18 protein-coding genes and 5 pseudogenes are annotated in these 22,523 nt (G+C 56.1%); 11 read left to right on the forward strand and 12 right to left on the reverse strand.

The window, feature by feature from the left end; translation table 11 throughout:
- Positions 1 to 16 precede the first annotated feature (16 nt).
- The 5 genes from PY650_RS25285 (at position 17) to PY650_RS25305 (ending at position 3,208) form a co-directional block, all read left to right on the forward strand.
- On the forward strand, positions 17 to 364 hold the full coding sequence (locus tag PY650_RS25285; protein WP_285882337.1) for a helix-turn-helix domain-containing protein: 348 nt from the start codon (positions 17 to 19) through the stop codon (positions 362 to 364).
- Complete coding sequence (locus PY650_RS25290) at positions 364 to 1,653, forward strand: type II toxin-antitoxin system HipA family toxin (protein WP_285882338.1); 1,290 nt, start codon at positions 364 to 366, stop codon at positions 1,651 to 1,653. Before PY650_RS25285 ends, PY650_RS25290 begins: the two co-directional genes overlap by 1 nt.
- 81 nt (positions 1,654 to 1,734) lie before the next feature.
- Positions 1,735 to 2,325 (forward strand): DUF433 domain-containing protein, encoded by a 591-nt coding sequence (locus tag PY650_RS25295; RefSeq protein WP_285882339.1) that lies wholly within the window; start codon positions 1,735 to 1,737, stop codon positions 2,323 to 2,325.
- Between the two features lie 2 nt (positions 2,326 to 2,327).
- A complete protein-coding gene (locus tag PY650_RS25300) occupies positions 2,328 to 2,768 on the forward strand; it encodes a type II toxin-antitoxin system VapC family toxin (protein WP_285882340.1) in 441 nt (146 codons plus the stop codon).
- Positions 2,769 to 2,980: 212 nt separating this feature from the next.
- Positions 2,981 to 3,208 (forward strand): hypothetical protein, encoded by a 228-nt coding sequence (locus PY650_RS25305; RefSeq protein WP_285882341.1) that lies wholly within the window; start codon positions 2,981 to 2,983, stop codon positions 3,206 to 3,208.
- A gap of 727 nt (positions 3,209 to 3,935) precedes the next feature.
- On the opposite strand, the pseudogene PY650_RS25310 reads toward PY650_RS25305, so the two are convergent.
- Positions 3,936 to 4,367: pseudogene (locus PY650_RS25310) on the reverse strand (reverse transcriptase domain-containing protein); the annotation flags it as partial.
- Between the two features lie 218 nt (positions 4,368 to 4,585).
- Between PY650_RS25310 and tnpA the strand changes: the two are divergent.
- Positions 4,586 to 5,014, forward strand: coding sequence for an IS66-like element accessory protein TnpA (gene tnpA, locus PY650_RS25315; RefSeq protein WP_285882342.1), 429 nt, complete (start codon positions 4,586 to 4,588; stop codon positions 5,012 to 5,014).
- A gap of 149 nt (positions 5,015 to 5,163) precedes the next feature.
- Here the strand turns inward: tnpA and PY650_RS25320 are convergent.
- Positions 5,164 to 5,709: pseudogene (locus PY650_RS25320) on the reverse strand (IS110 family transposase); the annotation flags it as partial.
- Positions 5,710 to 6,143: 434 nt separating this feature from the next.
- On the opposite strand from PY650_RS25320, the pseudogene PY650_RS25325 reads away from it, so the two are divergent.
- From PY650_RS25325 to tnpC, 3 genes and pseudogenes are all read left to right on the forward strand, one after another.
- Positions 6,144 to 6,380: pseudogene (locus PY650_RS25325) on the forward strand (transposase domain-containing protein); the annotation flags it as partial.
- A complete protein-coding gene (locus PY650_RS25330; protein WP_285882343.1) occupies positions 6,380 to 6,964 on the forward strand; it encodes a plasmid pRiA4b ORF-3 family protein in 585 nt (194 codons plus the stop codon). The pseudogene PY650_RS25325 and the gene PY650_RS25330, both read left to right, overlap by 1 nt.
- Before the next feature lie 25 nt (positions 6,965 to 6,989).
- A pseudogene (gene tnpC / locus PY650_RS25335) lies at positions 6,990 to 7,688 on the forward strand (IS66 family transposase); the annotation flags it as partial.
- Here the strand turns inward: tnpC and PY650_RS25340 are convergent.
- The 4 genes from PY650_RS25340 to PY650_RS25355 form a co-directional block, all read right to left on the reverse strand.
- Positions 7,657 to 7,902, reverse strand: coding sequence for a DUF6429 family protein (locus tag PY650_RS25340; protein ID WP_285882344.1), 246 nt, complete (start codon positions 7,900 to 7,902; stop codon positions 7,657 to 7,659). The pseudogene tnpC and the gene PY650_RS25340 overlap by 32 nt on opposite strands.
- Positions 7,903 to 8,403: 501 nt before the next feature.
- On the reverse strand, positions 8,404 to 9,201 hold the full coding sequence (locus PY650_RS25345; RefSeq protein WP_285882345.1) for a putative hydro-lyase: 798 nt from the start codon (positions 9,199 to 9,201) through the stop codon (positions 8,404 to 8,406).
- 95 nt (positions 9,202 to 9,296) lie between these two features.
- A complete protein-coding gene (locus PY650_RS25350; RefSeq protein WP_285882346.1) occupies positions 9,297 to 10,298 on the reverse strand; it encodes a 4-hydroxyproline epimerase in 1,002 nt (333 codons plus the stop codon).
- Position 10,299: 1 nt separating this feature from the next.
- Positions 10,300 to 11,559, reverse strand: a complete 1,260-nt coding sequence (locus PY650_RS25355) for an NAD(P)/FAD-dependent oxidoreductase (protein WP_285882347.1) — start codon at positions 11,557 to 11,559, stop codon at positions 10,300 to 10,302.
- Positions 11,560 to 12,072: 513 nt separating this feature from the next.
- Here PY650_RS25355 and PY650_RS25360 point away from each other — a divergent pair.
- Positions 12,073 to 12,288 carry a hypothetical protein gene (locus PY650_RS25360; RefSeq protein WP_285882348.1) on the forward strand — a complete coding sequence of 72 codons (216 nt, stop codon included), beginning with the start codon at positions 12,073 to 12,075 and terminating at the stop codon, positions 12,286 to 12,288.
- Between the two features lie 600 nt (positions 12,289 to 12,888).
- Here PY650_RS25360 and PY650_RS25365 read toward each other — a convergent pair.
- The 6 genes from PY650_RS25365 to PY650_RS25390 form a co-directional block, all read right to left on the reverse strand.
- Positions 12,889 to 13,746: an ABC transporter permease gene (locus PY650_RS25365; protein ID WP_285882349.1), complete on the reverse strand. Its 858-nt coding sequence runs from the start codon at positions 13,744 to 13,746 to the stop codon at positions 12,889 to 12,891.
- 12 nt (positions 13,747 to 13,758) lie between these two features.
- Complete coding sequence (locus PY650_RS25370; protein ID WP_285882350.1) at positions 13,759 to 14,703, reverse strand: ABC transporter permease; 945 nt, start codon at positions 14,701 to 14,703, stop codon at positions 13,759 to 13,761.
- Positions 14,704 to 14,734: 31 nt separating this feature from the next.
- The gene (locus PY650_RS25375; RefSeq protein ID WP_285882351.1) at positions 14,735 to 16,336 is read right to left on the reverse strand and encodes an ABC transporter substrate-binding protein; all 1,602 of its coding nucleotides are present in this window, start codon (positions 16,334 to 16,336) and stop codon (positions 14,735 to 14,737) included.
- Between the two features lie 42 nt (positions 16,337 to 16,378).
- A complete protein-coding gene (locus tag PY650_RS25380; RefSeq protein WP_285882354.1) occupies positions 16,379 to 18,226 on the reverse strand; it encodes an ABC transporter ATP-binding protein in 1,848 nt (615 codons plus the stop codon).
- Between the two features lie 55 nt (positions 18,227 to 18,281).
- Entirely contained in the window at positions 18,282 to 19,298 is a 1,017-nt protein-coding gene (locus tag PY650_RS25385) for a dipeptidase (RefSeq protein ID WP_285882352.1), read from the reverse strand.
- Between the two features lie 235 nt (positions 19,299 to 19,533).
- Positions 19,534 to 21,132 carry an ABC transporter substrate-binding protein gene (locus PY650_RS25390; protein WP_285882353.1) on the reverse strand — a complete coding sequence of 533 codons (1,599 nt, stop codon included), beginning with the start codon at positions 21,130 to 21,132 and terminating at the stop codon, positions 19,534 to 19,536.
- A gap of 702 nt (positions 21,133 to 21,834) precedes the next feature.
- On the opposite strand from PY650_RS25390, the pseudogene PY650_RS25395 reads away from it, so the two are divergent.
- A pseudogene (locus PY650_RS25395) lies at positions 21,835 to 22,189 on the forward strand (transposase); the annotation flags it as partial.
- Positions 22,190 to 22,523 lie beyond the last annotated feature (334 nt).

The following is a 22,523-nucleotide window of genomic DNA, read 5'->3' on the forward strand; positions in this document are numbered from 1 at the left end:
ATGGGCGACATTCCGCATGAGCACCACGATTTTCAACACCCTCGGCGAGCAACTGCTGGCTGCCCGTAAACAACGCGGTCTCAGTCAGCCTGCACTTGCGACAAGACTCGGTCGGGACCGGGCGCGAATATCGGAACTCGAACGGGACCTTGCGACCGATCGGCGGGGGAGGGATCGACTGACCCTGTTTGCCGAAATTTGCGATGCACTCGACCTCGTGCCGGTCCTCCTGCCGAAGACCCGGGCAGCGGAAGCGAGGGCTCTTGTTGGCGATGCTGGAGAACAGCAGAAGAGAGGTGCGGCGGCCAGCGCATTTGAGGAACTTTTCGTCGATCTCGATGAAGACGACAATGGGGAACCATGATGGCGAAATCATCGGCGATCCTCGGCGTCCATCTTCTGGATCAGAACCTCGGGAAGATTAGAGTAGGGACCCTGACGCGCGACAGCGACGGCGCGGTCGCGTTTGTAGTTGCCGAGACGTTCCTGCGAGATCCAAGGCGGCCAATCCTAAGCCTGGGTTGGTCCGATCCTGACGATGACGAGGGCACACGCAATCGTCTGGCGCGGCGTGGCGACAAAATTGGCCTTCACGGCACATTGCCACCTTGGTTTTCAGGATTGCTTCCGGAGGGCGCCCTTAGGGATCTGGTATTGAACGAAATGGGGCCGGGCGATCACGACGAATTCGACGTCTTGACCCGCCTCGGTGGCGATCTTCCCGGCGCAATCCTCGTGGTACCGGAAACAACAATACCAGCGTCAGCCGGCCTAATCACCATCGAAAAGGTACATGGCGTGGATGTTCCGCTGCCTGACGGCGTGGTTAAATTCTCGCTCGCAGGCGTCCAGCTCAAGTTCACCGCCAACGTCGAGGGCGACAGATTGACGGTTCCCGCCCGCGGAAACACCGGCCGGTGCATCATCAAGGTCGCAAGCGAGCGATACCCAGGGCTGCCGGAGGCTGAACACGCGGCCATGCAGATGGCAAGGATGATCGGCGTGCGAACAGCAAACTGCCGGCTTGTCTCCAGCACCGCTATCAGCGGCGTCCCTGCGGAACTGTTGGCTCATGGTGAGCGCGTTCTCGTCGTCGATCGCTTCGACCGTGCCGACGATGATCGTCGCATTCACATCGAAGACGCGGCCCAAATTCTGGGAGCGATAGGCGATCGAAAATATACGATGGCGACGACCGAGACCATCATCAACATGGTGCGCCGCTTCAGCACCGACCATCGCGATGATATATTGGAAGCCATCCGCAGGGTTGTTGCAGACGTGCTTTTAGGCAATGGCGACAACCATCTCAAAAACTGGTCTTTCCGCTTCCCGGCGCCCGGCGAAATCCGATTGTCGCCGGCCTACGATATCGTCCCGACCGCTCTGTACATGCCGTCCGACACTATGGCGTTGAGGTTCGTCAAAACCCACAGCTTCGAAAGTGTGAACCTACATCGCTTTGAGAGGGTCGCAAGTTTTCTGCGCCTGGACGACAAGCTGATCACACGGGAGGTCGTGGCCACAGTCAGGCGGGCACTGGAGCATTGGCCGACATCGGCGCCTGAACTGCTCGGAGAATCGAAAGCCAAGCAGCTTCTTGATCGCCTCGAGACTCTGACCCTAGTGGACGAAGTGCGGCGTCAATCGTAGTCTTTGGCTCACGTCGGTCCGGGCCTTGCACTCTCTCTAATTCGCTCCTATGTTTGGGGGTGTATTAGAAAGGGTAATAGAATGGAACATCTGACAACGGCACAAGCGGCTTTTGTGGTTGGTGCGCCTCTAGACATTTTCAAAAAGGTTGTCGAGCGGGCGCCGATCAAGCCGCAACTCGTGAAGCGAGGCGGTCGGAATATTAGGCAGTTCGGTCAAGCCGAGCTGGTGTTTCTCCATGCCTATGACGAACTCAAACAGGCGCTGACCCCCAAAAGCCAGTCCGAATTCTACGAGGCGTTGCGAAGCTCTCTTAAACGCGGTCTCGCGAAAGAGGTCGTGTTCGGTAAACAGCGCTACGACATTGGTCAGCACCTGGTCTTCGTCGAGCGCAAGTTGAAGGAACTCGACAAGCTCACTGCTCAAATCGACCTATCCGGCAAGGAACCGCTAATCCGGGGAACGCAAATCGAGGCGCATCGGATTGCCGCTCTCCTCGACGCCGGCGCGACCGTCGAAGATGTCATGCGCGACTATCCCTCTCTAAAGGAACAACAGATCGTTGCAGCGCGAGTCTATGCGGAGGCGCATCCGAAGGCAGGCAGGCCGTATCCGAAGCAAACGGCAAAGGCCGCCATGCGCGCAGCCGATCTTAGTGCGCTGGATGATTGAGCTTGAAATATCTGCTCGATACCAATGTTCTGAAAGAGATAGGTCGACCCGTGCCGCACGAAAATGTGGCGGCTTGGCTCGATACGGTTGACGATACCGATCTCGCGATCAGCGTGATCTCGGTCCGAGAGATCTCGAAAGGCATTGAGAAAAAGCGGAAAACCGACGACGCTGTGGCTAACGAGATCGCCAAGGCGGCCGATGCCATCTTCGCCGCCTATGAAGGCCGCATCCTTCCTGTAGACGAAAAGGTCGCGCGCCACTGGGGACAAATGCTCGGACAATCCGACAAGAACACCGACGACACCGGACTAGCTGCGACGGCGCAGGTGAATGGCCTGGTCATCGTCACCCGAAACGTCGCTGACTTTCAGGGGCGCAGCGTCACAATCCTGGATCCGTTTAAGAAGGCGACTAAAGGCTCCCGAAATATCGTACGATGAATTTCGCCCCTATATATCCAGCAATTTCAGCTATTTAGGCGTTGTGGCGTAATCTGCATTATGGAACACCCGAGCGGTTTCGTCTTTGTTGCTTTTTGCGCAAAAACCGCCTGTTGCGTTTCTGTGGATTTCCTCGATAAACGGCGGTTTCACCTGTTGCTTTTTCGAAGCCGCATTGTGACATTTGCCCGCGTTCGGGAGCGCGGGTCAATATGCCGGTCAACTTCAATTCGTCATTGCTACCACCCACGCTGCGCGGCATTGCCAGCGTCGATCAGTACGGAATTCCTCGCTTCTGGGCGACCATCTGGATCGACGTACTGAAACCGACGATGGAGTCGTCGACCAGGCGCAAGCACCTGACAGCCTTGGATCGGCTTTATGAAGCGTGCAATCGTCAGCGCGGCCGCGAGCCTGGACCGCTTGATCGCCGAGGCTGACGCGGACGGCCTTGAGAACGTCCTGCTGGGATTCCTCGCCCAACTGCGGAACGAAGCTGTCATAACCGGGTTTGACAAAGCCTCGACCTGGACGACTGCGGTGAGCTTTGTGATCGACATGCTCCGATACACGGGCAATTCTCTTGGCGCTCGCGCCGCTGAGATGGAGGCCAAGCTTCTCCGGCTCGAAGTCTTTTATCGCCAGCTAGCTCCCAACCCCGAGGCTACCGAGGGGCCGGTGATCCGTGCGCTGCCTTCCTCGGTGGTTCAGGACCTCTACGAAATCTTTCAACCGGATTCCGCACGCAATCCGTTCAAGACGGAGGCGCTTCGCTGGCGCAATCTCGTCATCTTTATGCTTCTGTTGCATTTGGGACTTCGTCGTGGCGAGGCCGCGCTGCTGTGTGTCAATTCTTTCAAGGAAGACTTCAGCTTCGACACAGGAACGGTCGATTACTGGCTGGACGTCGAGGAGACGAACGACGGCGACCCTCGCTATGAGCGGCCCAGTTTGAAGACCGCGCCGTCACGGCGGCAACTCCCGCTGTCCAAGCAGGTCGTGGAATTCCTACTGATCTATACGCAAAACTTCCGAGGCAAAGTCCACTACCCGCATCTTCTGATCTCCCAAAAAGCAAAGCCCCTGTCGCTTCGATCAATGAACGAGGTTTTTGAGGTGGCGTCCAAAGCGTTGTCCTCGGAGGCGAAGAAATCTCTGAGTAAACACTTTGATGTCAAACTCCAGAACCCAATCATATTTCCAGCACCGCTGACGCGTGATCCCCACGGCATCCAAGGCCGATTTTGCCGGTCTGTAGCCGTAGGAATCTGGCAGGAATATCTGATCGAGCTCCGGTTCGATGAGCTGTTTGACCACCATCTGCGCGATCCTGTCGCTCACGGTGGGCACACCCAAAATCCGCTGACCCCCACTCTTTTTCGGAATGGGGACGGCGCGCACCGGTGGCGGAAAGTAGCTTCCCGAGCTCATCCTGTTCCAGATCCTGTAGAGATTCCCCTTCAAGTCGGCCTCGAACTGCTCGATCGTCTGCCCGTCCACGCCAGCCGCACCACCATTGGATTTGACCGCTTTGTAAGCTTCGTACGCCAGCCGCTTATCGATCATAAACGGCTTGTCTGTCGCATCTGTCGTTGTCATCCTGTTTCCAGTTGCTTCGAAAATACGACCACCTGATCCCACCCCTTCGCTCCAGCCCCATTACAGGACCTTCGTCACTACTACGGGTCGATCCGCCCCAACTTCCTGCATCGGTACTCTCGCCTCACGGTAAGCATCCGAGCTGAGCCACATTGCGGATGTGAGTGATCTTGTGATGCTCTGTCTATATAGACGGCAATATAGACGGTGCTTTCATCATGGACATCAGAGGCGATCTCACAGGGCATTTCAGCCGGATGGAGATTGTCGACAGCGGTCGTCGCCGGCGTTTCACGGATGAAGCGAAGCTGGCGATTGTTGCGGAAAGTTATCAAGGTCCGCGGCAGGTAACAGCCACGGCGCAGCGTCACGGGATCACGCGCTGGCAATTGAACGCGTGGCGTAGAGCTGCGCGGGAAGGACGGCTTGTCAGTCGCTCGTCGAATGGCTTTGTTCCGGCGATAGTCGTTGCCGAGCCGGTTGTTGCGAACACGCCACCTACGGCTACTGTCACTGTGCCGCCTCCCGTAATTGACCATGGTCGTATGGAGGTGGTGAGCGCGAACGGCAGGCGTGTGATTGTGGACCGGAGTGTCGACGTTGAGGCGCTGCTGCGGATTATGCGGGGTCTGGAGACATTGCGATGATCCCGTTTCCTATGGGAACAGGGATCAAAGTCTGGCTGTCGACGGGCCATACAGACATGCGGTGTGGCTTTCCTTCGCTGGCGCTGCGAGTACAGGGGGAAGTGCTGAAGCATGATCCACGGGGGGAGGTCATCTGTTCTGCTTCAGGGGTCTGAGACCTTGACCTGCGCCAGTTGGACGCGGCCGGCCTTGCCGAACAGATCGCCGAGCTTCTTCAACTGCGCCGTCTGCTCCGGATAGCGATCGAACACCGTGACGATCCGGTTCTTCGTCATCGTGCGCAGCCGCACGTAAAACATCCGCTCGCGCAGCGCGACACGCAGCTCGCGGGCCTTGTCGCTCGGTGCCCAGGCCTGCGGCACCAGGTCGGCTCTGAGCAGATGCGCCAGCACCGTCGCATCGATCTTGTCGGTCTTGATCTTGGCATCGGCAATTGCCTTGACCTTCCATGGATGGGCGAGAACGACATCATCACAAATGTCGTCGAGCCAGTCGTACATCACCATCCAGTTGCGCGTCGCCTCGACCACCGCGTGGCTGTTCTCCCGGTAGCGCTCCAGAAACCCGCCAAGCGACTGGCGGTCGTTCTTCACCCGGCCGGAGCGTAGCGTCTTTCCGCCCGAATCCTGGACGACCAGATGGCTATAGGATTTGTGGTAGTCGACGCTGATATGGTAATCATAAGAGGCAGTCATGCTTCCAACTCCCTTATTGAGATTTTCCGAACCCCAATAAGGTAAGCCGAAAGGCTGGAAGTGTGACTGTCCCTCGATCATCACCTGCATCTCAGTGATCCGTTCTATCGGTAGAGGCGGCCTCTTTCATGTCACCTCCTCGACGACGGTGTTGTCGTCTGAGAAACTTCGCCTGAGTCTGTGCCTCTCAAGCAATAGACATAGATCTGCAAGGCCCTCAGTGTTTACGTAGGGCTCCCCGATCTGCATTACCGCACAAATTATCGGATCGAAGATCCAAGCCGGAAAGCAAAGCGCCACTCCAGGCTCCACTTCACCGACGATCGTCTCCATTCCCCGCCGCGTCTCATCATAAAACCGCCGCACACGACGCCCGTAAAGCGCGTGCCAGCGATAATGGACTACGAGCTCTTGCTCGATATGGGCAGAATGCCCGCCCGACTGCGCTTGGACGAAAAGCCTGGCTATTTGCCGGGTCCGATCGCGGGGGCCAGAGGGCGGCGGCCATGTACAGCTTGATCGTCACCGCGAAAATGAACCGCATTGACCCGCAGGCCTGGCTTGCAGATGTTCTCGCCCGTATCGCCGACCATCCCGCCAGCCGGATCGATGAGCTTCTCCCCTGGAATTGGCGGAAAGCCGCAACAACGTCTCTGCCGCAGGCGGCCTGATGGCAGGTCCTCTCGTTCGCTTAAAGATTACGCTCGATGACGTTGATCCCTTGGTAATGCGGCGCGTTGTTGTGCCATTCCGCATTCGGCTTGATCGGCTTCATGAGATTCTTCAGGAGGCTTTCGGCTGGACCAACAGCCATCTCTATGAGTTCCGGATCCGTGACATCGGGTTCGGCATACCCGATGGCGGCTTTGATGACCCCATAGACGCTCGAAAGGAAACTTTTCTTGCCGCTATCGAAGATATCGGCGCGAGATCATTCAAGTATCTCTATGACTTCGGCGACGGCTGGACGCACACCGTAAAAATCGAAAAGACCTTTCCGGCTACCGCTGGCTTCGATGATCCCTTCCTTCTCGAAGCTGTCGGAAGATGTCCGCCCGAGGATGTCGGCGGCCCATGGGGCTATGAAGAGTTCCGTGAGGCTCTTGCAGACGTCAATCATGAGCGGCATCACGAATTGCTCGAATGGTGGGGCGACGCACACTACGATCCGGGCGACGTCGACGCTGCCAATCTCCGCAAAAACGTCGAGGCTCTTGCCGCAAAGTGGAAGCGCCGATCGCGCAAAAAAACCTGACCCTGCGGTCCTCGGCGAATGCTTACAGTTCACCGGTATCCTGCAGGCTGATTGCTATAATAGCTTCAATCCGCTCTTCGACCGGACCAAGAAACAAATCCCGGTGACGCCGGCCTTCTGCTTTGCCCATGCGCGGCGAAAGTTCTTCGAGCTGGCGGATGTCTCTCGCACGGCCCGGCGGGGCAAAGGTTTGAGGCCTGTTTCGGCAACGGCTTTGGAGGCGTTCAAGCGCATCGATGCGTTGTTCGCCATCGAGCGTGAGCTCAACGGCCGGAGTGCCGAAGAGCGCCTTGCCGTGCGTCAGGAAAAGAGCAAGCCGCTGCTCGACAAGTTGGAAGTTTGGTTGCGGGAGGAGCGCGAAGGCTTATCACGTTCTTCGCCGGTGCTTGAACCGATCAACTACATGCTGTCGCGCTGGGACGATTTTGCCCGATATGCCGATGACGGGAGGATTTGCATGACGAACAACGCGGCGGAAAGAGCCCTGCGCGGGTTGCCTGCGGAAGAAAGAATTGGAGCTTCGCCGGTTCAGAGCGCTGCGCCGACCGGGCTGCCGTCATGCTGACCCTTATTACGACAGCCCGCCTCAACGACATCGACCCGAAGGCCTGGCTTGCCGACGTTCTGGCCCGCATTCGCTGATCTTCCTGTCTCCCGCCTGCACGAGCTGTTGCCTTGGGAGTGGAGGGAAATCAAGGCGGCGGCAATACCGGCTGCCGCCTAAACAGCTTCCGAAACAGCTCCTCTGACCGACGCAGACCCTCGTCCGTCAGCACCAGTGACTTCGACTTGTTCACCGGATCGCCGATCAGGCCTTTCTGATGCAAGCGATCCGTCGTCGCCCAGTCAAACCCCTTCCAGGCGCATCGCTCGTTGTGAAGCGTCAGCCACATCAACGCCAGCACCGCGTCGTCGATTTTGTCCTTATCGATCTCCATTCCGCAATGTTACCAGGCGCGACGCGCAAAATCCTGCGGTCCTAGTCGGATGGATACGCCTCACGGTGGTGTGCCGCTTGTGCTTCTCCCTTGGCATCAGAAAGCTGGTTCCTGCAGTTCCGCGCAAAAGCCTGCATCCGGCTCATGCCCCCTATACGCCGTCCACTGTCCGCCCAGTCATCAGGCTTCCGACGGACTTGTCCCGAGAGATCCACACGCCCTCGGTTTTAGTGGTATCAAAGAGTACTAACGACGCGTCATCGAAGGGTTTGCTTGCGCACGCTCATCTTCCGGATGCCTACCTGCCCCGGATCATGTCCGCGGCTTTTGACCCAACGCTAACCACCATGGCTCTTCTACCACAGCAGCTTGGGCTGGTTTGAGACCCGCTCCTGAAAGCCGATCCCGAGGGGCCTACCCTCATCTTTCACGCAGCTTCTCAGCATGTTGTCAGTTCTCCATCGAACCTGCTTGCTGCAGCACACCATGGACGGGCACTAGTTAGCGTCGTTGAATAGAAAGGGTGGCGTTTAACATATCTGTCAAAAGCATATGCCCAGGTGCATGGGTTATGCTGAGTTCTGGTGTGGCGCGGCCAATGGCAGCTTGAGGAGTTACTCCACAGGCCCAGAAGACGGGGATTTCACCAGGGCGGATCGTCACAGCGTCTCCATAATCTGGACTAGCGATGTCTTTTATGCCGATCGCCTCTGGATCGCCCAGGTGGACCGGAGCGCCATGCACCGAAGGGAATCGTCCGGTGATTTGCACGGCTTTGATTGCGTCTTCCGGAATCATGGGGCGCATAGAGACGACGAGCGGGCCGGAGAATGCGCCAGAAGGCGTTGTGGCGATTGATGAGCGAAACATCGGCACGTTGAGCCCTTCTTCAATGTGTCGAACCGGCACGCCGGCCCTTTGTAAAGCCTCTTCAAATGAAAATGAGCAGCCGATCGCAAATGTCACGAAGTCTTCGCGCCAGATCCTGGTGACGTCCTGCAGCTCGTCAACTAGCACTCCCTTTTTCCAAACGCGGTAGCGCGGCACGTCCGTGCGAATGTCTAGATCGTCCCCGAGGCCGCTGATCGATGTTGCACCCGCCTCTGCCACGCCCAGGAGAGGACACGGCTTTGGATTGCGCTGACAGAACAATAAGAAATCGTAAGCAAGATCGCACGGTAGAATCGCAAGATTTGCTTGCACGAAGCCCGGAGCGAGATTAGCGGTCGGGCCCGACAAAACGCCGGCACGCGCCATTAGCCGTATTCGTAGCGCTGACGAAGGAGCGGTTGAACTCATAAATGTTCCTGTGAATGCTACCTGTTATGTTTTGGTTTATATGAGGTGGATTTTACCTCAAATGCCCACGGACCAGATTGCTCTGTGAACGTTGGTCACGTGACTTGGAAACCGTGCGCGAGCGGGTCGAAATTCGAAACAAAAATCGTATTGTGGCCGATTACGCGGGCCCAACCAGCGACGCTGGGCTTGATCGCCTTCTTATCACCGACCTGAGTTTCTCCCTCGACCCTGCAGTCAAACGTTGTTCCGATGATGCTTTCGTGCACGAACGTGTCGCCGATGTTCAGGCGCCCACGCGCTACAAGCTGCGCCATGCGGGCCGAGGAGCCCGTCCCGCATGGGGAGCGATCAATGGCTTTGTCACCGTAAAAGACCGCATTGCGACCATGAGCGCGCTCCAGGCGCGGCTTTTCCGTCCACATAACGTGGCTGACGCCTCGGATCCGACTATCCTCGGGATGTACGGGCGCAAGTTTTAATTCCGCAGCCTGTCGGACAAGCGGACTGAACCGAAGAATGTCGTTCGCACTCATTGCGTCCAGGCCCGGCCAGTTCACTTGTGGCTCGATGATGGCGTAATAATTTCCCCCATAAGCAAGGTCAACTTTGATCAATCCAAGGCCCGGAACGTCGAGATCGATGTCCTGAGCGTGCAGATAACTTGCGACGTTGAACAGGCGCACCTGCTCAACGACTTGATCTCCCCGGGCATATTCGACTTCGATTTTGCCTGCAGGTGTCTCGAGCGAGAGTTTCCCTTTATTTCTTGGTACGACCAACCCCTCTTCGATCGCGGCGGTTACGGCGCCGATCGTGCCATGACCGCACATCGGCAAACAACCGCTGACCTCGATGAAGAGAATTCCGACGTCGCAATCGCCGCGCGACGAGGGGTAAAGGATTGCTCCGGACATTCCATCGTGGCCGCGCGGCTCGAACATAAGCGCCCTGCGGACCCAGTCGTGATCGCGTAGAAAGATCTCTCGCTTCTCCGCCATTGAGACGCTCGGCAGGAGAGGCACACCACCAACCACCAGGCGCAATGGATTTCCGCATGTGTGAGCGTCGATACAGAAAAAGGTGTGGCGAGACATTCTATTTGCCTTTCCTAAAGGAGAAACGTGCAGCCGAAAATGGCGAAAGATCGAGGCTTTGGGCCCGCCCGAAAATGAGGTCACCGACGATCTTGCCAGTTGTTGGGCCCTGAGTCAGCCCCAGATGCCCGTGCCCGAATGCATAAATGATATCCATGCTGACAGAAGATCTGCCGATTACCGGCAGACTGTCTGGTGTGGCAGGCCGGTGGCCAGACCATTCGCTACCTCCGTCTGCCCTAAGCCCCGGGAGATAAAGTTTTGCGAGCTTCACCAGCGCTTTCGAGCGCTTAAAGTTTGGGGGAGACTGCAATCCGCCAAACTCGGCTGCCCCGCCGATCCGCAGCCCGACAGAAAGAGGGGTCGCCACAAACTTCCGATCTGCGAATATCACCTCTCGTTCAAGCATGACCCCGGGCGCGGCGATAGTGGTGTTATATCCTCGCTCACTCTCAAGAAGCACGCGATCCCCGAGCTGCTGGGCAAGTTGTGCCGACCAGGCTCCCGCTGCGATAACAACCTTCGCGGCCGACAGCGTTGTGCCGCCACTCATCGCAACCTTCGCCCCTTCGCTGGTCGAGTAAACCCGGTCCACCTGACCGTGCAGGATCTCTGCACCGTTCGCAGCAAGCCAAAGGCGCAAAACATCAACTACTTTTTTTGGATCCGCGATGTGTGACCATTGAGGCGTAAAAACGCCGCTCTGCACAATTGCGCCCAGTGCTGGTTCCATATCCCTTACTTCGCGCGCTGACAGTTCCTTCATCTCAACTCCAAGCGCGCGCTTGGCCTCCCATTCGTGTTTGTCTCTGAGAAATCCATTCGCCGTCTCGTAGACGGTCAGCGCGCCCTTGCGGAACAAGTCGCCTCCAAGCCCTACAGTGTTAAAGAGTGGCATTAGATCATCATAGACTCGACTGTTTATCGAGGCTAGCGCCTTGGATATTCGCGCAACTTCCGATGGGGAGCCAACCCGCGCAAAGTTCCAGAGCCACGGTACCATGCGGGGTGCATGCCCTATTCGGAGCGTGAGCGGGCCGAGGGGATCCAGCAGCCACAATGGCACTTTCTTCCATAATCCCGGAACAGATGCAGGTACAACCTCTGTCACGGCGATGCCGCCGGCATTGCCGAACGAGGCTTTGTCACCTGCCGGATCTCGGTCAACGATCGTGACCGTTGCTCCACCTTGCAGCGCCTCAAAGGCAACACTCAGCCCGACTATGCCGGCCCCTATTACAACGACGGTCGTCTTTGTCATTCGCTTTCTTTCAGTAATGAAGCACACCTTCCGGCGAGTCCTATTGTACCATCGTAGATTGGATCCACAATAGAGGCTTAAACATCTCTCAGCCAGTTCGCCTTTCCCGAGCCAGCCGAATTGATAATCTGACGTCCCAGAGCTTTGCAGATGGGGGATTATGCCATCGATGAAAATTTCAGTGGTGATTAGCCGACGCTGACGCTCCGCCTGCGACGGCGCAAGGCCCCCCAGCACCAAGTCTCCCTGCTGGCTGGGCCCGAGCGTGATGCTTTCCGCTTCTCCCTGCGAAGCCCATCCAAATGCCGGGAGAAGACGAGCGCTGTACGCCGCTGTGCACTCCACGGTACCGTGCTGTTTGGTCGGACCTCAGCAAAACAGGGCAGGATTCGTGCCCAAAAAAGATCAATGAAATGATCCGGAGGGTCGTCTGCGGCGGAATGCTTTCTCCTTACGAGCGACACAGTCAGTGTACTCATCGATCCGCGACTGATCCATAGCAATCAGCTCTCCATGACCGAAGCACACGGGGTCAGGCTGGACTACCTGCATCAATTTCGCGCGGCGGTGATGCATCTCCAGCTGGAAGCTGTTGCGGATCACCGTAGACTGGACAACAATGTCGCGTTCAATCCCTTCGGAATCCGAATTGAAAAAAGATTGTCTCCTGCAAAGACGATTCGCTCGCCGTCGATGACGCCAACAATAATTGCGTGGTACTCGGTTTGACCCGGGCGTAATGAGCTTCGAAGTCAAATCCGCGCCGTCGCTCGGGGTCCGCTGCACCTCGATGGGTTTGTGAAAGCAACATGGTGTGCTTGCCCAAGTGCCGGGATGACGTTGAAGGAAAGGAATGCCACAAACGTGGTTGTCGTGAATGTGCGTGGGTACGACAAGTTCGATTTCCCGGTCCCCGTAATCATCGCGTAGCTGATCCAGGTGATGCTCGACGAAACGTAGGGCCTGCGTGCCATCGTGATCACCGCCCGCATGAAGATTTCCCGCTGAAGCAAATCCATAGCCGATCATAATGGCGTGCCGCTTTCGCTAAGCGTAAAAGTTCGAACACGTGTAGGGGCCCGCCCAGAGCAGATGTTCGGTGAGAACATAGACGTTGCAGATGTCCCGGAATTCCCACAGATGTTCAGAACGTTGGACGAGAGACATCTTCCCTTCTTCCCCCGGGATTTCATGAGCCCGATAAACTACGAATGGTCGTTTAGTCGTTTGAGCACTTCCGTTTGCCGCCACGCGCTGTTTTCAAACAACGCTGTGTAGCAGTCCCACGGCGCTTACCGTAGACACTGAGTGTCGGCGGCCCGGCAAGCCTTAGTCCGGTAGCGTAAAGCGCGGATCGAGCATGTCGCGCAATCCGTCGCCAATTAGGTTGATGGCGAGAACAACCACTGCAATCACGACGCTGGGGTACACGATGAGGTGTGGCGCGATCAGTACAAAGGTTCGTCCCTCGGCAACGATGTTTCCCCAACTGGGGTGTTCAGGTGGAACGCCAACACCGACAAAGCCGAGATAGGCTTCGAAGAGAACGGCAAGACCACAAATATATGTAGCCTGCACTACGATCGGAGCCAACGCGTTCGGCAAGATGTATTTGAAGAGGATACGCAAGGGTCCGGTGCCATAGGATTGGGCAGCTTCAACGAAGGCCTGTTCTCGGAGTGTTAAAGTCAAGCTCCGAACCAGCCGCGCGACCACCGGCACCTCCGGAACCGCCAAGGCGACGATGACCGTCAAAATACCGCTACCGAAGATCGTCGCCAAGGCAATCGCAAGCAGGATGCCAGGTATCGCCATCATGCCATCCATGATCCTCATTAGAACCTTGTCTGAAGCTTGACCGGCTCCGGCTATAAGGCCCAAAATTGTTCCCGCTGTCGTCGCTAGTGCTGCTGTTCCCACTCCGATGGCAAGCGACACCTGACCCCCGTAAAGCACTCGAGTGAAGATATCGCGGCCGAACATGTCTGTCCCGAGCATATGTTCGGAACTCGGCGGATTCAGCCTGAACTGAGGATTCATCGCCAAAGGATCAGTGCTAGTAATGAAGGGCGACAAAAAGGTCGTCACAACCACCAAGACCAAGAATATGATGGCTATTTGTAGGGCCGCCGGCAGGCGCGAAAGCTGTCGCAACTGCAAGGAACCCACAACATCGGAAAAAGTCATATTACCAGCTCCTCAGGTGTATTTGATCCGCGGGTCGATAAACAGGTACGACAAGTCGACAAGCAAGTTTATGATGACGTAAACCATCGCACTTATTAATAGAACTCCTTGGATGACCGGGATGTCGATGCGCTGTATGGCCTCAACGAGAAGACGGCCGATTCCGGGTATTGCAAACACCGTCTCGGTTATCACTACGCCTCCGAGCATCGAAGCAAAAGAGGTTCCCACGACGGTGACGAGAGGAACGGCAACTAGTCTAAGGCAGTGTCGAATGATGATCGAAGTCTCACTGAGACCTTTCGCCCGCGCTACACGGACAAAGTCCTGATTTAACACTTCGATGGCACTCGCTCTGGTAATTCGGCCAATCAGCGCCGTCTGCGCAAAACCCAACATAATCGCCGGCAACAAAATGTGCCTCGCCATCTCCGAGATGCCTTTGTCCATCCCCGCAAAGCCCTGAACCGGCATCCATCCAAGGCGCACACCGAACGTGAAGATCAGAAGGTATCCAATCAAGAAGGCGGGGATCGACATCCCCGCAACACAAAAGAGCAGGACAACTCGATCTACGATGGTGCCTGATCGCCGCGCCGCCAGCAGTCCCAGGGGCACAGCGATCATTAATGCGACTAACGTTGCCGCGATTGCGAGGGTGATAGTCGGCTCGGCGCGCGCGAGAATGAGGTTGAGCACGGGCTGCCCCGAAAAAAGCGATGCTCCTAAATCCCCATGCAAGGTATTTCCCAGCCAAACGAAATAGCGCAATACAACCGGAGCATCCAGTTGAAGACGCTCCCGAATGGCTTCGATTTGGGCGGGCGACGCATAGTCGCCCGCCAGAACAGCCGCGGGATCGCCCGGACTCAGGTAAGTCAGCCCAAATACGACTGCTGTGACAACTCCGACGACCGGAATGACGGAGAGAACGCGGGTAATCAGGTATCTGATCATAGTGACCTCGAAAGCCCGAGCTGGGATGTCGTTAGTTGCTCTTACGGTGCACGTTCCAGAAGTACCAAACGGCCACATCGGCGTCGAAACCCTCGACATCAGCCTTTCGGACTACAGGACTCGAGGACTCTCCGATCAGAACGAACGGAAGGTATTCTGAAGCACGCTTTTGCAGGTCGTGCGTAATCGTCTTTTTGTCAGCGTTGCTGGTTGCACTGGTGAAAGCAGATCTCAGTTTCTCAATCTCCTCATCACATGGCCAGCCGAACCACGCCTTGTCGCAACTTGCTGCAAGCATCAGATGGGTAATGGGCGAGGAGGCGCCCAATGTGTCCATACTCGAAATCATCAGATTCCAACCGCCGTCTGATACCGGAGCTTTCGACGTCCGCCGCGACGTCAACGTCGACCAATCCATCGACTGCAAATCGACCTGCGCACCGATCTTCCGCAACTGTTGAGCCAGATATAGTGCTGCAGCGTGATAAGGAGCATAATCGGTTGGATCGAGGATCACGATTGGCTTGCCGTCATAACCAGCTTCGGCGAGTAGTTGTTTTGCCTTGTCAAGGTCGGGTGCACCCCGATGCCCGGAGTATGCCGCTTCGTCACCATACGGGCTGCCGCAGGTGAGGATCGCATAGCATTCGCGCCACAATTCCGGGTCGCCGGCAACTAGGGGACCGACCTCCTTCTGGTCGATCAAATAGGTAAGCGCTTCTCGCGCCTTGGCGTTGTTGAATGGGGGATTTGCGAAGTTTGGACGGATGTTTGTCGAATACCAAACACCGTTTTCCACTACGAATTTGTCGTCGTTTCTCATGGCAATGGCATTGTCCATTGGCGGAGCTAGCCAAATGTCGTACTGGTCCGTCAACATGGCTGCCATGGCAGTATTCGGATCAGGGACGTAGGACATTTCAATCTGGTCGAAAACTGCCTCTTTCTTGCCGGCAAGATAGCTAGAAGGATCGTTCCTCGGCACAAAGTACGGATTTTTGGCGTAGACTCGCGTTTGGCCGGGTTTCCAGGTGGAAAGGTCAAACATGTACGGCCCCGAACCGGTACCATCAGTCAGAGATTCAGTTGCGGGAATGGCGGCGACACGCTTTGGCATGATGAAGGCAGGATTTCCCGTCACTCCAGCAAGCGCCGCAGGGACATCGAACGGCTCTTTCAGTTCGATGCGGAATGTCACTTCGTCGACCTTACTCATGTCCTTGAGCCTTTCGGCCAACATCACGCCAATCTGATCTTTAGTCGACCAGCGCTTCAGTGATGCAATCACGTCATTAGTCGTGATTGGGCCACCGTCCGAAAACTTTAGTTTGTCCCGGAGGGTAATAGTGTAGACCTTCTTATCATCGCTGACATCGACTTTGTCGGCGAGCGACGGATGGGCAACACCATGCTCATCGAACTCAAACAATTTGTCGTAGATCAGCGCGGCATGTACTTGCGTTAGCGTTGCCGTTGTGACCATCGGATCGACGGTCTTGAGATCGGCATCCGAAATAACGCGGAGTGTATCCGCCATTGCCCCGCCGGCGAAGAGCATTCCAGCAACGAGGGGGGCAAGAACTGTGGTTCTGGCGAGACGCGAAAGTGTCGCTTGAGCTGTTTTGACATTCATTTTTGGTTCCCCTTTGTTAAGAGTTATGGCTCGGGCCAGCCGTCAGTCTTGTTTTCCCACTCCGTTTTCCCAGATCATGACGGCGTGTCCGGGCGAGACTTCTCGATACCGGCGTACAGGTGGGACATAGTCTGCAGACCGGATCGGGCTCTTGATCTCGTCGTTTAAGACGGGACGTTTCTGCAGGCGCCGGGCCGGATCGGCGATCGGCACTGCCGCGAGCAGCCGTTTCGTATAAGGATGCTGCGGATTCTGGAAAATGGCTTCGCGCGGGCCGATCTCGACAATCTCTCCGAGATACATCACCGCGACGCGGTGGCTAACGCGCTCTACAACGGCCATGTCGTGCGAGATGAAGAGATAGGACAGCCCCATGCGGGCTTGAAGTTCAAGCATGAGATTGACGACCTGCGCCTTCACCGAAACGTCGAGCGCGGAGACAGCCTCGTCGGCCACGATCAGCCGCGGCTCGAGCGCGAGTGCACGCGCGATGCAGATACGCTGACGCTGCCCCCCTGAAAACTCGTGCGGGAAGCGGTTTGCCATGTCCGGTGAGAGACCGACCCGCAACAAGAGATCGGCGACCCTGTCGCGTGCATCCGAACGGTTGGCTATACCATTCACCACCAGGGGCTCGGCTATCGCAGTGTCGATTTTCATTCGCGGGTTTAGCGACGCAAACGGATCCTGAAAGATCATCTGCATACGCTTGCGCTGTTCCCGCAGTTCACCGTGGCTAAGCTTGAGCATATCGACGCCGTCGAGCAGCACGGAGCCGGAGGAGGGTTCGATCAGCCGCATCACGGTGCGGCCGGTCGTAGATTTCCCGCAGCCCGATTCACCAACCAAGGCCAACGTCTCTCCGCTCTTGATGTTGAAAGAGACGTTCTCTAACGCGTGTACCCAGCCTTTCACAGACGACAACAGGCCGGAGCGAATTTCAAACCGCTTGGTCAATCCCCCAACTTCCAGGACTGCACGTTCGGTCGCCTTGACCGTGGCGAGCATTTCGGCTGGTGCGTCGGATTCACCGGTCGCCCGATCGAAGACTGGGAAGCGCATCGGACGGGCGCAGCCCTTCATCGAGCCAAGCTTTGGAACCGCCGAGAGCAATGATCGCGTGTAGGGCTGAGTGGGATTCTTGAAGATGTCCCCTGTCAGACCAGTCTCTATCGCTTTGCCGTTGTACATCACCACCGTTCGCTCAGCGATTTCGGCAACCACGCCCATGTCGTGGGTGATAAAGAGAACAGACATACCCTCCTCTTTCTGCAACTCCTTGATCAGTTCCAGGATTTGAGCTTGGATCGTCACGTCGAGGGCGGTGGTCGGCTCGTCAGCGATGAGCAGCTTCGGCTTGCATGCCAACGCCATAGCGATCATCACGCGCTGGCGCATGCCGCCTGAGAATCGGTGTGGGTACTCGTGAAAGCGCGATTTCGCCGCCGGGATCCGCACTTTCTCCAAGAGTCGTATGGTCTCAGCCTCTGCTTCCGCCCGTGATAGACCGCGATGCAAGATCAGCGCCTCAGCGATCTGGAAGCCGATGGACAGCACCGGGTTCAATGAAGTCATGGGCTCCTGGAAAATCATCGCAATTTCATTGCCGCGGATGCGGCGCATTTCCGCATCCGAGAGCGGAAGGAGTTCCCTGCCCTCAAGTCTGATCGATCCTTCCACCCTGCTCAAGCCTGGCGTATTAAGCCGCATGATGGAGAGTGCAGTGACACTTTTGCCCGAACCCGACTCGCCCACTACGGCAACCGTTTCTCTTGGCCCGATCTCGAAAGAAACACCATCTACTATGGGCTTCCAGCGCCCCCCAATTCGGAAGGAGGTGACTAGACCCGAAACCGCAAGTACGGCATGGCTCGTCCGCTGCTCAGGCATGGTGAGGAGCTCCGTTTTAGATTTGGGGGGCGCTTTCAACTCAAGAACCACAGCGTCACTCCCCCCACACTTGGCGGAAGACACGCATCCAGTTCAACCCTAATATCTTCCGGACATCGGCCTCCTTGTAGCCCCGGCGAAGTAGCCCCTGTGTCATCCCGAGCAACATGTCAGGCGTCTCAATCTCAGGGGGGTTGTAATGAGGGGGGCGCGGATAAGCTTCCCGGCTCCAGTCGCCAACATTAACGTAGTGTTCCCACTCGCTGATGACAAAGTTGACTTCAGAGAAGGGAAGAGTTCCCCACCAATAATCGAGGCCTAAGCCGACGTGATCGATTCCAACGAGCGACACGAAATGATCGATATGCCCGATCAGATCGTCAAGCGAGGGTCGGGCTGGACCGTTGTTGCCCGGCACAACGAACTGAGGGACGGCGGTGACACCAACAAGACCGCCCGTGGCTGCTGCAGCCTTCGCCTGGTCGTCCTGGATGTTTCTTCTGCTCGGAAACAGAGCGGCAGAATTTGAATGCGAGAACACCGCGGGTTGTGTTGTCAACGACAAGGCATCCATTGTGGTTCTGTAGCCGGTATGGGTACAATCGACAACTATTTTGTTTTCGTTCAGCCGTCGGACAAGGTTCTTACCGAAGGTGCTAAGCCCTTCATCGCGGTCCTCTTCGCATCCGCTTCCGACATAATCCCGTCGGTTGTAGGTCAGTTGCACCATGCGCAACCCGAGGGATTGAAACGCCTCGACGAGATCGAGATCGGTTTGAAAAGGTCCGGTGCCCTGGAAATGAAACAGGATCCCCATTTGTGCGTCGCGTTTGGCGGCCTCGATGTCTGATGCCGTCCGAACAAGCTTTAGATCTTTCCTTGACCGGATAAACCGTAACCAACTCCCAATGCCATGAAGTGCGTGCGCGGGAGAGTCGGTCCCCGCGGAAATAGTGGGGGCCACACAAGTCACCCCGCCCGCATTATAAGAATCCACATATTTCTTCCTATCTAGAAGCGGCGCAACCGCATCAATTACGATTGCATCTCGGTGAATTCTCTCAGCGTCCATACCGTCCTCTCAACTAAAATGTTGCTGATTGCTCATTTTCTTCATCCAACCACTTGGATCCAGCGTTGTCAATACCTTGTAGATTGGATCCAATTAGAAAGTTATGCCTGAGCCGACGCCCATCAGCCTTATCTGCTAAACACAATCGAAGGATCCAAAGTGTTCAGGCGGATTGGTCCACGATGGCATACAGCCACTTGTCAACTTTCGACGTGACGAGTGGCTCTAGGCGAGGCTAATTGCTCTTTCGCGTGATGTTCCAAAAATACAGTCTAGGAGCCGCAGCGTTGAACCCTTCCAGATCTGAGCGATGGACACGGGCGTAATTGGATTCGCCAGTCAATATAAACGGCAGGTATTCCGACGCACGCTTCTGTAGCTTGTAGGCTACTTGTTTCCGCTGGGTATCATCATTAGCCTCGATAAAAGCGGCTCGAAGTTTTTCGATTTCCTCATCGCATGGCCACCCAAACCAGGCATTTTCGCAGTTGGATGCCAGTTGCAGATGCCGGAGCGGTGACGTGGCGGCTTCCCCCTCCATGATCGAACTGAACATATTCCACCCACCTTCCGATGCTGGCTTCTTTGAGATGCGACGTGATGCCAAGGTCGACCAATCCATTGATTGCACGTCCACATTGGCATCGATCTTTCGAAGTTGCGCGGCCACATAAAGCATTTGGGCATGATCGAACGCCGCATCGGTCGGATCTAGGATTACAATTGGCTCTCCCTTGTAGCCACTTTCTTCCAGGAGCGTTTTGGCCTTGTGATAATCGGCAGGGCCGCGATGGCCGGTATAGGCGGAATCGTCTCCATATTTACTGCCGCACTTTAAATAGGCGTAGCATGTATGCCAGAATTGCGGATCGCCTACTGAGAGGAGGTTGATCTCGCTTTGATCTATGAGGTATGTGAGCGCTTCGCGTGCCTTGACCTTGTTGAAAGGTGGAACGAGATAGTTCGGACGGATGTTGCCCTGGGCGGGAGTCCCCTTATCAACAACCAGATCTGGATTTTCGCGCAGTGCCAATACGCTGTCCATCGGAGGCGCCGACCAGATGTCGAACTTGCCCGTTAACATACCCGCCAGCGCCGTATTCGGATCCGGAACGTAAGAGATCTCAATCTTATCGAAAGTCGCAACTTTTCGACCGGAATAGTAGCTAGGCGGTTCCTTTCTTGGGACATAAAACGGATTCTTGGTGTACTCGCGGGTTTGACCAGCCCTCCAGCTCGACAAGTCGAACATATATGGACCAGAACCGGTTGCATCCGTTAAAGCATCGGTTGGCGCGTTTGTCGCAACCCGTTTCGGCATAATGAAGGCAGGGTTTCCGGTAATGCCGGCGAGCGCCTCTGGAACATCGAAAGATCCGTTCATTTCAATGTGAAATGTCTGGTCATCGATCTTAGTCATGTTCTTGAGCCGCCCGGCAAATAATAGGCCAGTAACGTCTCGCGAGGACCACCTCCTAAGCGACTGGATCACGTCGTCGGTCGTGAGGGAGCTCCCATCCGAAAATTTCAAGCCTTCCCGGAGGGAAATTGTGAAAGATTTCAGGTCTTCGCTTGCTTCCACCTTTTCAGCGAGTTCAGGTTGAGGCGAACCGCCCTCGTCCATTTCGAAGAGCTTGTCATAAATTAGATAAGCATGAACCTGGGTGTCCCAGGATGTGGTGACCATCGGATCAGCTGTCTTCATGTCGCCATCTGCGATCACGCGAAGCGTGTCTGCAGCGGCCGGACTGGCCACCTTTAGCCCGATAGTGAGGCAGGACAGCAAGGTAGTCTGGATCAGTGTTCTCGCGCTGATCTTAAAATTGTATTTCATATCACTCCCCCCGTTTCAGCTTTGGGTAACTAGCTATTCAACGTCGTGCCTCACTCCTCAACGAGGCCTGCTTTGGATCCAATCTACAATTCAAAATTAGAGATGTCTACAAAATCTGGCATAAAAAGCTCAAGTGTCGATCTTGTTCGTTCCGCCGAGACAGTCGTGCTCCGTCCGATCCTCTTCAAAGGTTTCTAAAGTACGCTCGCCTTGCCAATCGCAACTCCTTGGGGCGACCGGGTCACAGTCCTCGAAAATGCGGTTCGGGAGCTATTTGTCACTCATGAGCTACCAGAAGGTTCCCTAAGGGTGCAGTTCGGGTGCGGAGACAGGAACCTCACGTGAACCTCTCGCTCAGCTTGAGTTTCGGCGTGACCAGCCTGAGCGAGGATGGGCACCGCATGCGCGCAGTTATTAACGCCGGCGTGATTTAGGCGAGGTGCTCCAGCACGAGACGGTGCACTCGTCCTGAGACAGGAGGTCGAAGAACGAACGATGTCCGTGCGGAGCAAGCACCTTGCCGGTCCTCGCCGCATCCGAGCGCGAGCCGCCGTTATAAATAGGGGTAAGAAAACCGCAACCGCCGAACCCGACGCAGCCTTGGGATTCCATGAAGGCAGAGCTGATTCGGAAAAACCGGACAGCAAGGATAAGTGGAATTTCTGCCTGACTTTGGCTTAGATGCCGGAAACAGGAGATACCATGACGAGACGACCGCGCCGGAGCCACAGCCCGGCTTTCAAGGCGAAGGTGGCGCTTGCCGCCATCAGGGGTGAACAGACGCTGGTGGAATTGTCGCAGCAGTTCGACGTGCTGCCAATCAGATCAAGCAGTGGAAGGACCAGCTCCTTGAGGGGGCGACAGGCGTTTTCGGCGATGACGCCAAAGCGGAACCGGCGGCTCCGACCGTGGATGTCAAAACCCTCTATGCCAAGATTGGAGAACTGACGCTTGAGAACGATTTTTTATCCGGTGCGCTCGGCAAAGCCGGACTGCTGAGCGGAAAGAAATGATCAATCGCGAGCACAAACTGTCGATCGTGCGCCAGGCGAAGCTTTTCCCTTGACCGGCAGACGCCGGATCAGGCTTACTTCAACGCGCTGACAACGATGATGGTGCCGGCATAATCGAGGCGGAAATCCACTTAGCGAAACGTCGCAAGCTGTTCAGACAAACCGAGCCACCTCTGGCAGGGAACGACGCTCGTTAGCATGTTTCGCCATATAGCAGGCGTATAGCGTTCATCCCACGACCCGAGATGCTTCTTCCTATCTCTTGTTGCGCAAAGTCAACTAGTACTACAGTTGCGTTTGATATGAAATCATGATTCACTCTTGGCATTTAGCTGGAGGGAATCTCATGTCGGTCGCAAGCTGGTCTGGATCGGTACT

It is taken from the genome of Martinezella calliandrae (assembly GCF_030272695.1).
Classification (GTDB): Bacteria; Pseudomonadota; Alphaproteobacteria; order Rhizobiales; family Rhizobiaceae; genus Rhizobium; species Rhizobium calliandrae.

Excerpts from the sequence above, each read along its gene's own strand:
- PY650_RS25285 (WP_285882337.1), top strand. The coding sequence starts at position 17 with ATGAGCACCACGATTTTCAACACCCTCGGCGAGCAACTGCTGGCTGCC.
- PY650_RS25290 (WP_285882338.1), top strand. The coding sequence starts at position 364 with ATGGCGAAATCATCGGCGATCCTCGGCGTCCATCTTCTGGATCAGAAC.
- PY650_RS25295 (WP_285882339.1), top strand. The coding sequence starts at position 1,735 with ATGGAACATCTGACAACGGCACAAGCGGCTTTTGTGGTTGGTGCGCCT.
- PY650_RS25305 (WP_285882341.1), top strand. The coding sequence starts at position 2,981 with ATGCCGGTCAACTTCAATTCGTCATTGCTACCACCCACGCTGCGCGGC.
- tnpA (WP_285882342.1), top strand. The coding sequence starts at position 4,586 with ATGGACATCAGAGGCGATCTCACAGGGCATTTCAGCCGGATGGAGATT.
- PY650_RS25330 (WP_285882343.1), top strand. The coding sequence starts at position 6,380 with ATGGCAGGTCCTCTCGTTCGCTTAAAGATTACGCTCGATGACGTTGAT.
- PY650_RS25340 (WP_285882344.1), bottom strand. The coding sequence starts at position 7,902 with ATGGAGATCGATAAGGACAAAATCGACGACGCGGTGCTGGCGTTGATG.
- PY650_RS25345 (WP_285882345.1), bottom strand. The coding sequence starts at position 9,201 with ATGAGTTCAACCGCTCCTTCGTCAGCGCTACGAATACGGCTAATGGCG.
- PY650_RS25350 (WP_285882346.1), bottom strand. The coding sequence starts at position 10,298 with ATGTCTCGCCACACCTTTTTCTGTATCGACGCTCACACATGCGGAAAT.
- PY650_RS25355 (WP_285882347.1), bottom strand. The coding sequence starts at position 11,559 with ATGACAAAGACGACCGTCGTTGTAATAGGGGCCGGCATAGTCGGGCTG.
- PY650_RS25360 (WP_285882348.1), top strand. The coding sequence starts at position 12,073 with ATGACCGAAGCACACGGGGTCAGGCTGGACTACCTGCATCAATTTCGC.
- PY650_RS25365 (WP_285882349.1), bottom strand. The coding sequence starts at position 13,746 with ATGACTTTTTCCGATGTTGTGGGTTCCTTGCAGTTGCGACAGCTTTCG.
- PY650_RS25370 (WP_285882350.1), bottom strand. The coding sequence starts at position 14,703 with ATGATCAGATACCTGATTACCCGCGTTCTCTCCGTCATTCCGGTCGTC.
- PY650_RS25375 (WP_285882351.1), bottom strand. The coding sequence starts at position 16,336 with ATGAATGTCAAAACAGCTCAAGCGACACTTTCGCGTCTCGCCAGAACC.
- PY650_RS25380 (WP_285882354.1), bottom strand. The coding sequence starts at position 18,226 with ATGCCTGAGCAGCGGACGAGCCATGCCGTACTTGCGGTTTCGGGTCTA.
- PY650_RS25385 (WP_285882352.1), bottom strand. The coding sequence starts at position 19,298 with ATGGACGCTGAGAGAATTCACCGAGATGCAATCGTAATTGATGCGGTT.
- PY650_RS25390 (WP_285882353.1), bottom strand. The coding sequence starts at position 21,132 with ATGAAATACAATTTTAAGATCAGCGCGAGAACACTGATCCAGACTACC.